We start from the raw sequence: 14,990 nt of genomic DNA, 5'->3' as shown, positions 1-14,990 counted from the left end.
ACTATTTTTATTTATACAATATGCCAGGAATATGAATAATCGTGTTAACATTCACCCAAAAGGCTGGCAGGCCCTCCATTGTCTACTTTTATTAGTCATTACAGGCTGCCTGACGATACTGCTGTCCCAAACTGCCTCCGCCCAACAACTCAAACCCGGATTTGATGCCCGGGAGTACCTCGATATGCTCAGTATGGACTTTCTGACAGCAGATACCCCGTGGACCAATAAACAGATCTCCATCCCCGAAAACGCACAATTGGTATACCGCTCTCCGGAGACCGGTCTATACAATCGCTGGGACCTCTGGATCCGTGACGATAAAACAGCTGTCATCATCATCAGAGGTACCGTCGGGAACAAAGAATCATGGATGGAAAACTTCTTTGCTGGGATGATACCCGCTACCGGGCAATTACAGCTCAATGACAGCACCAATTTTAAATATAAACTGGCGAAGGATGAAAGAGCCTACGTACATGCCGGCTGGACGCTTGCATTAGCCAGTATGGCCCCGGATATCGTGGCACATATCAAGACTTGCTATCAGCAGGGCATCCGTGACTTTCTCATCTCAGGACACAGTCAGGGAGGCGCTATCAGCTTCCTCCTCCGTTCTTACCTGCAATATCTCGAAGAACCCGGTTTTCCAAAGAATATTACCTACAAAACCTATTGCAGCGCAGCTCCTAAACCGGGCAACCTCTATTACGCCTACGACTTCGATTTCATCACCGGTAATGGCTGGGGCTTCCGTATCGTAAATGTAAGAGACTGGGTACCAGAGACACCCTTTTCTATTCAGACCACCCGCGATTTCAATACACCTAACCCTTTCATGAACGTAAAAGGCGCACTCAAAAAGCAAAACATTTTCGTCCGGCTGGTCATAGGGTCTATGTACAATAAGCTGGATCGTAGCACCAAAAGAGCCAGCCGCCGTATGCAGAAAATGTTGGGTAAAAGACTGGCCCGTCTGGTAAAGAAATCGGTGCCCGGTTATGTACCTCCTCCCTTTACAGAAAGTCATAACTACAGCCCCGCGGGTACCCCCATCATCCTGTATCCCGACGCGGCATATGACAGCAAACACGTCTTCGATGGAAAGAACATTTTCATTCACCACATGTATGCCCCCTACCGGGAAATGGTAAAAAGTATCTATCAATCCAGCATATCAGAAAAGGCCTCAGATCGTTAACATGAGGTTAACCAACCGATTAACCTGAAATTAACAGTTCAGTTTTTTTTTCGAGGTATGTTTGTATCGATAAAAGCAAAAGCACGTTGTCCTTTACTACCAGGTTCTCATACACAGGTATGGGAGCTTGGATGGTAAGGGGTTCCAAAAAAGAGATTACATATACATGTCCTGCAAACTATTAGAGGGGGATATTGTAGACTAATATACTTTACATGGCCACCAGCATACACACTGTGGTCAATCAAATCAAAAACCAACTAACGAAAAAGGTCTCGTTTTCACGAGACCTTTTTGCTGTCTAAACATGTAGCAAACGATGTAACAGTTATTGCTTTTAATAATAATTATCTGCTCCCGACTCACTGTCCTTTCTCATCGTCTCTTACACTGTTTCGCTGGCACTCATAAGCAGAAAATAACCGGACAGTTCATCCGCATCAGCGCGGATCTCTTGTTTAATAATATATGTGCCTTTCTCCTGCTTTCTATCATCTCTCACACCCATCCCGCCAACACGTACATTTCCTTCCTTGCAGTTCCTTTTTTATCGTCTCCCGCATCTTTTTTCCTACACACATTCCCCAAAAACAAGCTTACAGTAACTCCCTCTCCCTTTCTTTCCGAAAAGCCTCCTGATATCCACCTAGACAGATCTTTTACTATACACCATACTTACTGTTCTCTTATCTGCTCCTTTCTCTTTCACACATCCGCGAAAACAAGCTCACACTAACTCCCTCTCCCTTTCTCTCCGAAAAGCCTCCTGATATCCGCCTAAACGGATCTTGTACTATACACGATACTTACTGTTCTCTTATCCGCTCCTTTCTCTTTCACACACCCTCCAAAAACAAGCTCACACTAATTCCCTCTCCCTTTCTCTCCGACAGACCTCCCAATATCCGCCTAAACGGATCTTCTACTATACACTATACTTACTGTTCTCTTTCTCTTTCCCCCCAAAAACAAGCTTACACTAACTCCCTCTCCTGCTAATCTCTCAGCTTATGCAGAAAAGTAGACAGTTTAAACAACAACTCATCCTGCAAACCAGCCCGCAACTTCGCCTCTTCATCTGTAATACCCAGCTTACGCATCCGCTGATAATAACCATAAGAACCGCCGATCAATTCAAGACACTCTTCGATCTTTCCTCTGATCTCCGCTTCCTTACTCTTCTTATCATACTCCTTTCTGGAAAGGATCTTATCAACAAAGTACAAGTTGTCCTTCGTCTCCACCCATTTCCCTCTGGACTGATGCTGTGGTTTATACACCTCCAGATGACAATCATCCAGCTGTAACACCTGACCAAATTCTGCCCTTACATCTATTGCAATAGGCTTTTCTTTCTGCGAACCAGACAGTTTCTTTTTGATGAAAGCACTGATCTCTGCACCCAGTTCCGCACTCGATTGTAACACCTGATTCAGTTGAGAAAACTCCATCACCATCGTCACCCGGATATAACGGCTGCCCGACTTCAGCTTGCCAATAATACTTGGCATCTGCTGCTCATCAAACAGGATATCCTCAACCTGCAGTTTGCTGACCATACGCAGATTAGGCGTATACCCTTCAGAAGCTGGCAGGGCTTTTTTCCCGGCCGCCTTCGCATTTTGCTGTTTCAGTGACTGCTGCGCGTAATCATCTACAAAACGGAGCTCATGATCCTTCATACGGTGATACAGTTCATGCGTATTATAGTTCGCGATCTTTCCGAGTAACAGCACATCGTCCCAGACATCTGCATATTGCACTTTCTTCAGTTCCTCAAGCACATCAGCAGCAATGATATTCCTGCGATATAACAACTCTCCTATCAGGAATACAGCATAATCATTGACCGGATAACCCAGCTCAGGCAACAGATCATATGGTGATTTCTTCTGCTCCTTTGCCTGATCCAGCTGTTCCAGATCAGAAATTACGGGCGCCAGCAGATACTTACGTGCCGCTGTCCGCAATTTCTTACTCACATAATCAAGTAAATGATCATTCACTTCACGCTGGCTGACGAAGTCATGCAATATCTGCACAAAACGCTTGGAAGCAGGCAAGCCGAACTGCAGCAGAATATCATTCTCCATATCCAGCACACTTGCACCACCCGCCTGTTCACGGCTGGTTTTACTACGCGTTTCCTGCCGTTGGCAGCGCTGATAATATTCCTGTAATTTCAGTTTAAGCTTATCCATATGTTTATCTGATTAAATTAACTTATAATGCCTTCCAGCCCTTTCGGACAAAAGACCGCACCGTCCGTTTCCAGATCAGGGTCATAGCAATACCTAAGGCAGTGCAGACGCTGCAGTAGCGAACACAATTGCTTGTTTTACAATAAGTTATTCAATGGGAGTAGTATAGCGATTCTAATGGGAAGAATGCAAATATACACTTTTTGGGATTCCACCCCAATCTGCTCTGTAATCAAATTGTAAAGTGCCGTTTTACCGGATAGCGGCCTTCGCCCGCTCCCAAAACTCCAGCCGGTCGTCATAACCGTTCAGGCCACCATTGATTTTGATCGTCAGCCACTGGAATTTATTATACACCTTTCCCTTAAAGGTGGTCGTCCAGTTATCAGACTGGTCAGCAACGTCATTTAAGCCCTTGTAAACCGTCCAGAACCAACAGGCAGACGCAACTGCATACTGAGGGGTCACCAGCAGATCTGCACTGTCCTGAAAAGTCTTTTTGTCGCCGGTCAGCGCCTTACTACAGTCGCCATAAGTCTTCCTGCCGGTCAACTGTATCAGTCCCCTGCCACGAAAGCGCCAGCCATCTCCGCTTTCTTCGGGACCATTCCCTAAGCGGCTGGCATAGACCTTATTCGCAATCTTCTCCGGCTTACCGGCATACGCCTGTGTCGCTGCCAGATCAGGAAAGTATTTAGGGAATACCTTGACAAGTCTTTCGGCCTTGTAATTCAGATTTTCAGTCACAACGCTGAACTGACCACTCTCATGGGCCAGATGTGCCAGAAATGCACAGCCTCTTGCAGGTGTATTGATGTGATATACAGGCATTTCCTGATTCAAATAGGGCAGGTATTGCTGGATATTGGCGGGCGTAGCCGCAGGCATAACAGCCTTTAATTGTTCGCTGGTAATATTCATGGGGATACTGAGATTAACACTACAAATGTAATGTTAAACATACTCACCCGGCACTAAATCTTCGTCCTCATTATACAAAACAGAATGTTCCTCCCACTGCTCCCTGAATGTGATATTTAACGTCAATCCGGCATTATTCACCAGCTCCAGTGTACCGTCCAGCTGCTGTGTCAGCGTATCGATCAGACTCATACCAAAAGTGCCCCGCTTACGCTGTGTCTTGAAATCAGCGGGTAAGCCAACGCCGTCATCTGCTACGCTCAACAGATACATCCTCTCAGGCAACTGCTTAAACAATACACTGATATTCCCCTTTCCCCTGCCCTGAAATGCATACTTGATCGCATTTGTAATGGCTTCATTCAGCAACAGGCCCACAGGTGTCGCCTGCGATACATCCAGTAATACCGGCGCTATCTCCACATGAAAACGGATATCATCCACACAATCACATCCCAGACGAAGATTGCCCACCAACTCATTAATATAACACGACACATCTATCAGACCCGCATTCTCCACCTGATACAACTTCTGGTGCAATAAGGCAATCGCCTGCATGCGCAAACGGCTGTCGCGGATAGCCGCCAATGCCGAACCTTCTTCCATATGTGCTGCCTGCGTATTCAGCAAACTCACAACGATCTGCAAATTATTCTTTACCCGGTGATGAATCTCCTTCACCAGCCAGTCCTTCTCCCGGATCAATTTTTTGAGAGAAATATTTTGCCGGTTGATCTGATGTTGCTTAGATTGTAACTCCCGGTTGGTATGCTGTTTCAGCCGATACCTGTTGTAACCCAATATCAACAATAAAAGCAGTAAAACAGCTCCCACAATGATCATATTACGCACAATCGTCACCCTTTTCAGTTCCTCCTTCTGCAATTGCGCCTGCTGATGTAACAACGTAATATCACGTTCGCGCAACTTCAGATCCTTTGCTTTTCTGATTGTTTCAAACTCCACCTGCACCCGCGCAAATTCTCTTGTCTTCGTGGCAAGCGTAATAGAATCCTCCAACGTTTTGTAGGCCTTGTAATGCGCAAACGCAGCTGCAAAATCCCCTCTCGCAGAATCTATTCCTGACCATGTCAGATGGTTCTCCGCCAGCAGATCTGTACGGGCTCTCCGATATACCTGCTCCTCATATAGCTTCAGCAATTTTGCAGCAGCATCATACTCATGCATGTGCATATAATAAACAATAGCAGAACGATAGAAAGGCATCCTATACCATGAGGTAAGTCTTAGATTATCTATAATAGATAACGATTCATTCAGATAAAATTTAGCCAGCGTTGTCCTCCCCAGTTCTGTGTAAGTATGGACATATATACTGTTCATCCGTACTCTTGTTTCGAAATCATCCGCCGGCAACGGAAACTTCTTTAACATAGTCGTCAGATATTGTACGCGCTCATTTTTGTCAGTAATCTCTGAAGTTACATTCGGCACCAATGTCCATATCGCATCCATGTCCCTGTGCCTTTCCGCAACACCAAGCGCTTTAAGAAAAAACTCCTTTGCCTTCTCCCGCTCCCCTATCTCATAATAAGCAAGCCCCATCCTGTTGTACACAGTACATAACTGCATCGTACTATCTCTTTCTTCTGCCACAGCAACAGCCATCTCACAATACCGGATCGCTTCGATCGGGTTATTCCTGACCGAATACTGACTACCGATCAGATAAAGTACACCCTGCAGATCTTTATAACCGATATTTCTAAATATCCGCAGCGCCTCCAATGCCATCTCAAGGTCCTCACCACTATCTGTGATCTCTGAAAGAAAGACCAGCTCTTTTGCATACGTCAGACTATCTCCGGATTCTTTATAAAGCTGAACGGCCTTTTCCTCATAATAAATCTTCTGACTACGCTCGTCAATAACAACATGGCCAGGGTACATAGAACGTTCTTTCCATGCATTTCCCTGTTCCAGTTTTGAACCGTAGCGACTCAATGTTACAATCGACATATCAGCAAAAGGCCGTCCCCTTGCCGTATCTCCCTTCTCCCGCCACGCCTGTGAAATGACAAGATAACTCAGTCCCGTTCCTCTTGGATAATGCAGCCGCCCGCTTAAAGCTTCTGCCTGACGGGCCATTAGTACAGCAGAGTCCAGATCCTTTACCTGTTCGCCGGGTTTAAAGACATAAAAGTGCGCTATTTTCAACAGCAGACTTACACTGCCCGTATCTGCCCTTGCTTTTTTCAGTTGCTGTAAAAGTTGCGGTATAGCCTTCGTATATTCATCCTGTGCCTGCACCATATAAGAAAGCAGCAGGCACATTAAGATCATCAGTGTCTTTCGCATAGAGGAAATCCCTTTTTTGTTCGCTGTGTACATGGAGATAACGAATCCCATACCAACACTTAAACAATTGTCCATCAATATCTTAAGACCTGACATATCCTGAAAAGCTCACGATATATGGACAATCCACAGAAATTCACGTCATTTCGTGATTCCACCTGCCCCCCTATAAATGCAGTAAGGAGTCCGTATACACGAACTCCTTACCGTATCGTCATGGTATTAAAACCTATTTCGAACGCGCTTTAAAACGGGCTTTCATCTCCTGCCTGTTTTGCTTTTTGAATTCCTGAAACGACTTGAACTGCTCTGCTGACAATACCGTTTTCAATGCCTTGTCGCGATCTTCATCAATCGCCTTCAACTTTTTAAACTTCGCCATCTTGCTGTCACCATCACCTTTCACACCTGCCAGTTTATCCATGAAATCAGCATTGATATCATATACTTTGCTATACTGGGTATCATCAAGTGATAACTGCGTCCGCATAGTATCTGTCAGGGCCTTTGCCGCCTTGTCCTTTTTAGTGTCCTGTGCAAAAGAAGGCGTGGCTACCAAAACTAAGAAAAGTAGCAAACCTGCTGTTAAGAGAGTAAGGATCTGTTTCATTGTCATCTTCTTGTTTTAAAGGTGTAATAATGGATATTCATCTATAAGACAGGCAGACGAGACCAAAATTCTGAAAATTGCTGCAAGACTGACAAAAACAGGGATGAACTGACTCAGATGTACATTGAACCGCCCTGCCGCTTCCGGCACGCTAATTATATACAATTTTCCGGATGACGGGTATTATAGCTTTGTTCCCGGTGGGCCGCCACAATAAAACAGACCATTCTGATTCCTGATATATGAAGGCCTGCATAAGCAATTATGCAGGCCCCTTTGTTTATAGATTCATCCACACGATGTACGCATTCATATGTCGGCCTTTCCGCTCTACCATCATTGTCGCATATTGTTTCCCATCCCCACTATAGGTACTGATCCCCAATTCCGTAAAACGGGCTTCCTTATCACCGGAAGGCGCTCCAAACAGGTATGTTTTCCGGATGTCTTTACCGTCGTATGTCGCCAATACGGTGTTGGCATCACTTATAAAATAAACGTCTTTTTTTGTGCGGTAATCTTCTTCCCTGCTGTCGGTATTGACAGCATAATCATTATAAATAATGGCTCCGTTAGCCGGCAGGTACTGATAAGAAAAGAATCCGGGTATCCTGCTGTAAGATGGTCTGCGGTCAAGGAAATTGAGCTTACCGACAGCGCCTCGGTTCTGATAATACATACCGATTTTCACGCCGGCCTGTTGTGCTTTAGCGATAGCATAACTGTTGATCTCCTGTCCGCTGGAATCCAGTTTCACCACAGCAATTTCTCCCAGACGGGTACTATATTTTTTACCCGTAATACCGGCCAGTGAAGAATCAATGGAGCTCATTACATCCTGGGTTATATAGATTTCTTCGAATAACAGATGAACACTCTTATCCGGATTGACATAGAAATCCTGAATAAGACCGTAATAAGGATTTTTATATTTCAGGTGATCTTTCACATAATCATTCAGCTGCGGATGCTTTACAAAATACTGCCGCCTTATCTGCAGGGACAAGGGATCAAAAATGGTCATCTGTAAAGCATAATCAAAAGCAAACTGGCTTTGCTGCATAATGATATTTTCCCTGACACTTTTTGCATGTACGCCTGTCAGCAGATACAGGTTTCCTTCCTCGCTGTTATATTTCAATGCAGCTCTCACATCCCTGTAGTCACCTGTACTATCCAATGCCTGATGCCTGAATACAGGTGTACCCTGTAGTAACGAAGACAACCTGATCTCTGCATTCTTCACACTGACCGCATTCTCCCGGTAATGATAGGATGCCAGACTCACAAAGCGGTTACTATTGACATACATATCCAGAAATACAACATGCTGATGGATATCTGCGGTGGAGATGTATTCTCCTGTATTGATCACCTGATGTGCCGGGGTATAATGCGTCACTTTTATCCTCTGCCCTTCCGGCCCTCTGCGCTCGTTGCAGATGGCAATAGCATAATATTCAGACACAGGATCTTTCCTGATATAAAACTTCGACAGAAATTCTCCTGTAGGCAGTAATATCAACCCCTTCATATGTACGCTTTCTACAAGGTCTTCCCGCATAAGTTTACCGGAATGGATATCAAAGATGAACCGGTAAAGGTTCAAATCTCTCTTTACTTCTTTTTCCATAAAAACAACTGCCTGACCATTCATTTCAAACACCCCTTTCAATGACGCTTCATCCATATGCCAGTTGTTCCATGAACGGACAGCATTATACACTACCGGTGCTGCCTGACGCTGTGCATCATAGACAGTCACCGCTATCCCCTTCCTACGTGTAAACTGAAAATAAAGTGTGTTCCCATTGCCGGCCAGCAACAAACGACCGGAGCCATACTCCGGATCATTAAAAGCTGCACTACGGGTAACTGCGGGTTCCTGGGCTTTCGTCATGACGGGCAGTAACAATATGCAGATAATGGCTAACAAAACACACTTGCGCATAGGTCCTCCGATTTTAATATAAGATACGATTTTTTAAGCGTACTGAGCATAGTATCCGTAGAATATTTCCCCTGTTTGCTGCACGTTTATCTACAAAAAAACGCTGCTTTCATCCATCACTCTGGGAGCTTATCTGCGGTATAGAATTTGGCTGTTTAAACAGGTGACTATTCAATAAAATCATCACACCTAAAACGTTTGGTTATGCAGATACAATCCAACACATTTACTAACTCAAAACTGGAGCAATTCTTTGTGACCATGCTGCAGGAGGTTTACTGGTCAGAGCAGCATCTGGTCAATGTGCTCTCTACCATGACGGGAGCAGCCACCAATGACGAACTGATTCAGGCATTTGACCAGCACAGACAGCAGACGGAAGAACATGTGAAAATTGTAGAAAGGGTATTTGAAATACTGGGATTGCCCGCAGAAGCAGAACCGAGTATGGGCTTACAGGGACTTTTTGACGAAGGATGGCAGGTAATAGACGAAACCGATGAAGGATCCGCGCAGCGGGACGTGGCCCTGATTATTGCCGCTCAAAAGGTAGAACACTATGAAATTGCCTGTTATGGTAGTCTGGTAACACTGGCAGCCACACTGGGAGAAACAGATGTAGCTGATCTGCTGAGGACTGTACTGGCAGAAGAAAAGGAAACTGATGCAACACTGACCATCATTGCAGAAAGTAAGATCAATGCACAAGCCGGTGAGGAAACTGTATAATAGCAGCAATTGACAATTAAGAACTAATAATTAAGCATTAAGTCTTTACTCAAAGCGCAATGCTTAACTATTAGTTCTTAATTGTTAATTGATTAAAGTCCCTTCTTCTCATACCTCCCCATTAACACGCCTTCCGCAATCACATGTCCTGCTATCGCAGCTTTTAATGCCGCCTTATCAGCCCCGCCATCCAGATCAAGCATTGTGTCCAGCGCATACGCATAAAAATAATAGCGGTGTACGCCGGAAGGAGGACAAGGACCATAATAACCGGTCTGACCACCGCCATTCTTTCCACTAATACCGGGTACACTATCCCCGCCAATGATATTCGTGGCAGGCGGAATATTCCATACCAGCCAGTGATCGAAAGTCCCGTTGGGGGCATCCGGATCTTCCATGATAATAGCCAGTGACTGTGTTTCCGGTGGAATCTGGTCGATCTGCAACGGTGGATTAACTTCTTCTCCTTCACATGTGTACTTTGAAGGGATCACACCTTCATGATCGAAGGCGCTGCTCGAAATCTTCAAGGTTTTTTCTGTATTGTTTTCCATACCCATGGAGCAAAAAAATCAAGCCAGATTCAGGTGCTGTAAATAGCGTATAAATAACGCTTAAGGGGGGTATGCATGCTACATTCATACCAACACTGTGGAGATGTTGTAGAGACTATTCATCAATCATTTGTACCAGCTCATCTATAAAGGCGGCCTGTCTTTCGAGAATCTTTTCCCGGGCCTCTTCAACAGAAAACCACGCGGCCCTGTCTATTTCAGGAAACGATTTCATCTTCCCGGAACGGGGCGGCCACTCCATCTCAAAATCATTACTGACAATCTTCTCCGGGTCAAGATCACCGGCTACCGCCCAGCAATGTACCGTTTTATGCCCTTTCTGGCGGATGGTGGTCAGCTGGATAAAGTCGCCCGCCGGCCGATAGCCTGTTTCCTCTTCAAACTCCCTGATGGCTGCCTGTAACGGTTCTTCTCCGTCCAGATATTCACCTTTAGGCACAGACCAGCTGCCCAGATCCTTTTTGGCCCAGAATGGTCCGCCGGGATGCCCGAGAAAGACCTCCAGCTTTTTAGCCTTCCGGCGGTATAATAAGATACCTGCACTTTGTTTTGCCATATGCTGAATAAATATAGCAATTCTGATTCCGGTCGTAAGTAATAATAAAATAACTTTGCATGACCAGCACGTATCTTGTTAATAACGAAGCAGGTAATAACAACTGCATGAGAAATCGGCATCATTTCGACAGGACTCAGTATATCAGATTAAAAAATTACGCTAACTTAGAATTCTCATGATTGTAGCAGCTTTTCTCGCTCTGGCCCTTAGTTACACCTCAGAAACAGTACTAACGCCAAGACACTATACGCCCCTTATCGACACGTTATCAGCCGCTTCCAGAGAATATACCCTGGTTGCTGATAAAAATGGAAGACTAGTCATCGACAACAGAAATAATACCTACAGACCGGGAGATATCCTGAACCTCAAGGGTAATTTCAAATCCGTATTCATTACGAATATGAGTGGTTCGGATAAGAAACCGATTATTGTCCGCAACTACCGTAATACTGTTGTTAAAGTCGGAGAACCTTACTGGAACGGTGGCGCGTGGTCGGTCGCCTTCGAATTCAATAACTGCCATTACATCCGCTTCGGCAGTATGTCCGACAGGAACCAGCTGATTATTGACGGCTCCGTACAGGCAGCCCGCGAAGCCTACCATGATCTCCACATGGGTAATAAGACAGATAATATGGAAGTCTGCTTCCTGACCATCCGGAACGGTGGAAATGGGATCGTTGCCAAAACAGACCCTATAAAAGGAGATGCCAGCACCGCCTATCCGAATAGCTATATTAAGAACCTGTCCATTCATGACCTGACAATCACGGATACGAAAAATGAGGCGATGTACATCGGTCATACGGCTACCTATTGGGATCATACCGTGAATCAGCCTTACTATAGCTCTCCTTCCAAATTTACACCCGGACATGATTATGTGCAGCCGATCAAATGGCGTAATGTGAAGATTTACAATAATCTGGTGAGAAACAGCGGACTGGATGGTATCCAGACAGCCGCTGTGGACGGACTGGAGATATATAATAATGAAGTGACCAACTGGGGTACCCAGCACAATGCCGCCCATAATGGTGGTATCCTGATCGGTGGCAGAACGACGAACACCAATACCCACGACAACTATGTACATGATGGCTGGGGAGAAATGTGCCAGTTCTATGGTTCCGGTGAAAATAATGCGACACACGTCATCAGTAATAACCTTTTCATTAATAACCAGAGCGATGGTATCAGTATGCGGGGTACCGAAAATGCGATCGTAAAGATCATTAATAATACCATCGCAGGTACGAAAGGGAATAGTTTACGTATCAACGGATATACCGGTATGAAGGGTAAACAGATCGTGAATGCCAATATATTTGTAGCACCCAATGGCGGGGTGAATATCGGCAGCCGTAATTATGTATATGTGGAAGTAGGCGGTGATGCCGTAGAAGGAACCGGCGGAGAGGAAAACAAGAAGTTTGCAACCGTAGCCGCTGCCGGCTTAAACACAGCTAACTACTACAAACCGGTGGAGGGCTCCGCTGTCAACACGGCCGGTTACAGAAAGCAATAACTCATTCATTATTAATCTTATTAAAAGGCTGTGAGCGTTCACAGCCTTTTTTATGTCTGCAAGAGACCATTCCTGTTTATTACCGTCACTTCAGGCGCATTATGCCCCTATCTGTCCGTCCCGGGACGAAGAGAGGTGGTGCTGATAAGATAGTAAAGACGTTTTAATGGTATAATCCTCCGAAATATCCACACTGGTGCCAGTCTTCAGGGTATTTGGATGATCAGATAGTTAGCGCCCCTAACATTGCTATCTCATTCATATACCGGTAAATACTCATTTAAAAATTATTTGCTTCCTAAAAAAAAGAACATATATCTTTGTTACCACATTATTCGTAATCCATGATTTTGACCCTATTCTGTTGAAAACCTCACGTTTCTAGGGACAGCTATATTTATCGAGAGACGAGCTTTCTTCTATTATTTGGAACCTAATGGACTGTTACACCAGACCCTAAAACAGGAATAGTTCCTTATGCATACAACCAGTAGAAGGCATTTTTTAAAAAATGCCGCCATTTTATCCCCTGTACTTACGTTTCTACCTTCCTATCTGAAGGCTGGGACAGGTTCCCGCTTACGCACCGGTTTTATTGGTCTTGGTCCTGGGGGCAGCAGTATCTTTCTCAGGCTTTACAGCACAGAGATATTGATGTCAGAGCGATCTGTGACACTGATCCGGCAGCTATCAAAGCAGGCCTTCAATTATTCAGCGGTATGGGATATTCCCGTCCGGAAGTCTATCAGGAAAGCTATAATGACCTGTTATCCCGCAAGGATATCGATGCGGTCGTTATTGCAGCACCCTGGCAGCTTCATTATGAGATAGCCAAAGCTGCGATGCTGGCAGGTAAACATGTAGCCTGCGGCGCCATTATGGGCACCACCCTGGAAGAGCACAGAGACATTGTTCGTCTTAGCGAAAAAACGGGGCTTCAGTATTTTACCCTGGAAGAAGACAGTTATCGCAGCGACCTGCTGGCCGTTACCAATATGGCGAAAGAAGGTCTGTTCGGTACTTTAGAGTCTATCCAGGCCGGTGCGCGTCACGACGTACTGGCGGCGACAAACGAAAAAGAGCAGTCTTCTTATCCGGTGTACCCCGCAATTGCTGCGGCCAGAATACTGGAGGTAACAAAGGACAACCGCTTCGTTTCATTGCAGGTAGTCAAACAAAAACAGGATTATGTAGTCAACAATCCTGATCGTAAAAAGGGGCATTCCCGTCTGTTTTTCAGAACAGGTGAAATCAGCACGATTTGTCTGACCACCGAAAAGGGACAAACTTTATCCCTTCAGATGGATGCAGCAAAGGAACAGCCTATTGCCACAGGTTTCCGTATTAAAGGGACAGATGGAGCCTGGTTAGATCTGTCGAATAGTATTTATCTGAAAGACCAGCATTCTGCCACAAACGCATGGGATGCCGGTAAGCCTTATCTTGTTCAACACACACAACAGGCAGACCTACAACGCTTCAGAAAAGTAACTGCCAACAATGGATATGCTATGGCCCTACAAGAGTTCGTAAACATCGTCAGCAGCCCAACTGTACAGGAACGTCCTGTGTATGCCGCCGCTGCCAACAGTATGATTGGCCCATTGGCCGCACTCTCCGCTCAAAAAAACGGCGCTGTAGTCAACTTCCCTGATTTAACAAACCCACCTATTTTTAATTAGTAAACAAACAAATACACATCAGATGTACGAACCATTTATCGCAGCGATCGTAATGTTTGGCGGCAATTTCGCGCCAAGAAGCTGGGCGCTCTGCTGGGGACAGATCCTGTCCATCGCACAGAACACAGCTCTGTTTTCTCTCCTCGGTACTACTTTCGGTGGTAACGGTCAGACCACCTTTGCATTGCCAGATCTGAGAGGTCGTGTACCAGTGGGTACCGGTCAGGGTCCTGGATTACCAAATGTTAATCTGGGTGAGATAGCCGGTGAACCGTCACACACCCTCATCATTACTGAGATGCCTGCGCACAACCACGTTGCAACCGCTGGTGCTATGGTGGCTTCACCATCAGCTTCAACAGCTGCCGGTACCACCAATACCCCAGGTCCGGGTTTAGTACCTGCTGCCATACCTAGAATAGGTAGTGGTCCTGCTGCTAACTTCTATCAATGCGTATGTAGCACAGGATAACACCACGACCCTGGCGCCAGGTAATGTTACCGGTAGTGTCAATGTTGGCATCGCAGGTGGTAGCCAGCCACACAACAACATGCACCTTATCTTGGTATGAACTATATCATCGCTCTGGAAGGAGTATACCCTAGCCGTAACTAATTGACAGCCCTATGCCATCGCCACTTTCTATTGGGTTTTCTAACTCCCTTTCCGGTGTATATCCCTATTATTCATTACATCTTGTTGCA

General features: G+C 45.4%; 12 protein-coding genes. 5 read left to right on the top strand and 7 right to left on the bottom strand.

Features of this window, described 5'->3' with window-relative positions:
* Positions 1-31 precede the first annotated feature (31 nt).
* Positions 32-1,201 (top strand): lipase family protein, encoded by a 1,170-nt coding sequence (locus tag FEF09_RS20815; protein WP_146306891.1) that lies wholly within the window; start codon positions 32-34, stop codon positions 1,199-1,201.
* A gap of 995 nt (positions 1,202-2,196) precedes the next feature.
* On the opposite strand, the gene FEF09_RS20810 is transcribed toward FEF09_RS20815, so the two are convergent.
* The 5 genes from FEF09_RS20810 to FEF09_RS20790 all read right to left on the bottom strand — a co-directional run bounded on the left by FEF09_RS20810 (position 2,197) and on the right by FEF09_RS20790 (position 9,206).
* Positions 2,197-3,402 (bottom strand): hypothetical protein, encoded by a 1,206-nt coding sequence (locus FEF09_RS20810; RefSeq protein WP_146306890.1) that lies wholly within the window; start codon positions 3,400-3,402, stop codon positions 2,197-2,199.
* Between the two features lie 252 nt (positions 3,403-3,654).
* The gene (locus FEF09_RS20805) at positions 3,655-4,323 is read right to left on the bottom strand and encodes a glycoside hydrolase family 19 protein (RefSeq protein ID WP_146306889.1); all 669 of its coding nucleotides are present in this window, start codon (positions 4,321-4,323) and stop codon (positions 3,655-3,657) included.
* A gap of 33 nt (positions 4,324-4,356) precedes the next feature.
* On the bottom strand, positions 4,357-6,645 hold the full coding sequence (locus FEF09_RS20800) for a histidine kinase dimerization/phosphoacceptor domain -containing protein (protein WP_186774440.1): 2,289 nt from the start codon (positions 6,643-6,645) through the stop codon (positions 4,357-4,359).
* Positions 6,646-6,874: 229 nt separating this feature from the next.
* Positions 6,875-7,255, bottom strand: a complete 381-nt coding sequence (locus tag FEF09_RS20795) for a hypothetical protein (RefSeq protein ID WP_146306887.1) — start codon at positions 7,253-7,255, stop codon at positions 6,875-6,877.
* A gap of 280 nt (positions 7,256-7,535) precedes the next feature.
* Positions 7,536-9,206: a hypothetical protein gene (locus FEF09_RS20790; protein WP_146306886.1), complete on the bottom strand. Its 1,671-nt coding sequence runs from the start codon at positions 9,204-9,206 to the stop codon at positions 7,536-7,538.
* Positions 9,207-9,410: 204 nt separating this feature from the next.
* Here FEF09_RS20790 and FEF09_RS20785 point away from each other — a divergent pair, with 204 nt between their 5' ends.
* Positions 9,411-9,935 (top strand): ferritin-like domain-containing protein, encoded by a 525-nt coding sequence (locus tag FEF09_RS20785; RefSeq protein WP_146306885.1) that lies wholly within the window; start codon positions 9,411-9,413, stop codon positions 9,933-9,935.
* A 92-nt stretch (positions 9,936-10,027) separates the two neighbouring features.
* On the opposite strand, the gene FEF09_RS20780 is transcribed toward FEF09_RS20785, so the two are convergent.
* On the bottom strand, positions 10,028-10,468 hold the full coding sequence (locus tag FEF09_RS20780; RefSeq protein ID WP_261387636.1) for a YbhB/YbcL family Raf kinase inhibitor-like protein: 441 nt from the start codon (positions 10,466-10,468) through the stop codon (positions 10,028-10,030).
* A 139-nt stretch (positions 10,469-10,607) separates the two neighbouring features.
* On the bottom strand, positions 10,608-11,069 hold the full coding sequence (locus FEF09_RS20775) for an NUDIX domain-containing protein (protein ID WP_146306883.1): 462 nt from the start codon (positions 11,067-11,069) through the stop codon (positions 10,608-10,610).
* Positions 11,070-11,247: 178 nt separating this feature from the next.
* Here FEF09_RS20775 and FEF09_RS20770 point away from each other — a divergent pair, with 178 nt between their 5' ends.
* The 3 genes from FEF09_RS20770 (at position 11,248) to FEF09_RS20760 (ending at position 14,757) form a co-directional block, all read left to right on the top strand.
* Positions 11,248-12,603, top strand: a complete 1,356-nt coding sequence (locus tag FEF09_RS20770; RefSeq protein ID WP_146306882.1) for a right-handed parallel beta-helix repeat-containing protein — start codon at positions 11,248-11,250, stop codon at positions 12,601-12,603.
* Between the two features lie 524 nt (positions 12,604-13,127).
* Positions 13,128-14,285 carry a Gfo/Idh/MocA family protein gene (locus FEF09_RS20765; protein ID WP_146306881.1) on the top strand — a complete coding sequence of 386 codons (1,158 nt, stop codon included), beginning with the start codon at positions 13,128-13,130 and terminating at the stop codon, positions 14,283-14,285.
* 22 nt (positions 14,286-14,307) lie between these two features.
* The gene (locus tag FEF09_RS20760; RefSeq protein ID WP_261387635.1) at positions 14,308-14,757 is read left to right on the top strand and encodes a phage tail protein; all 450 of its coding nucleotides are present in this window, start codon (positions 14,308-14,310) and stop codon (positions 14,755-14,757) included.
* The last annotated feature ends 233 nt before the right edge of the window (positions 14,758-14,990 follow it).

Source organism: Chitinophaga pinensis, from assembly GCF_007896845.1.
GTDB classification, from domain to species: domain Bacteria; phylum Bacteroidota; class Bacteroidia; order Chitinophagales; family Chitinophagaceae; genus Chitinophaga; species Chitinophaga pinensis_C.
The sequence above is the reverse complement of the archived record's forward strand: the minus strand, read 5'-3'. Positions and strand labels throughout refer to the sequence as shown.

Excerpts from the sequence above, each read along its gene's own strand:
- FEF09_RS20790 (WP_146306886.1), bottom strand. The coding sequence starts at position 9,206 with ATGCGCAAGTGTGTTTTGTTAGCCATTATCTGCATATTGTTACTGCCC.
- FEF09_RS20785 (WP_146306885.1), top strand. The coding sequence starts at position 9,411 with ATGCAGATACAATCCAACACATTTACTAACTCAAAACTGGAGCAATTC.
- FEF09_RS20775 (WP_146306883.1), bottom strand. The coding sequence starts at position 11,069 with ATGGCAAAACAAAGTGCAGGTATCTTATTATACCGCCGGAAGGCTAAA.
- FEF09_RS20760 (WP_261387635.1), top strand. The coding sequence starts at position 14,308 with ATGTACGAACCATTTATCGCAGCGATCGTAATGTTTGGCGGCAATTTC.
- FEF09_RS20815 (WP_146306891.1), top strand. The coding sequence starts at position 32 with ATGAATAATCGTGTTAACATTCACCCAAAAGGCTGGCAGGCCCTCCAT.
- FEF09_RS20810 (WP_146306890.1), bottom strand. The coding sequence starts at position 3,402 with ATGGATAAGCTTAAACTGAAATTACAGGAATATTATCAGCGCTGCCAA.
- FEF09_RS20795 (WP_146306887.1), bottom strand. The coding sequence starts at position 7,255 with ATGAAACAGATCCTTACTCTCTTAACAGCAGGTTTGCTACTTTTCTTA.
- FEF09_RS20770 (WP_146306882.1), top strand. The coding sequence starts at position 11,248 with ATGATTGTAGCAGCTTTTCTCGCTCTGGCCCTTAGTTACACCTCAGAA.
- FEF09_RS20800 (WP_186774440.1), bottom strand. The coding sequence starts at position 6,645 with ATGCGAAAGACACTGATGATCTTAATGTGCCTGCTGCTTTCTTATATG.
- FEF09_RS20805 (WP_146306889.1), bottom strand. The coding sequence starts at position 4,323 with ATGAATATTACCAGCGAACAATTAAAGGCTGTTATGCCTGCGGCTACG.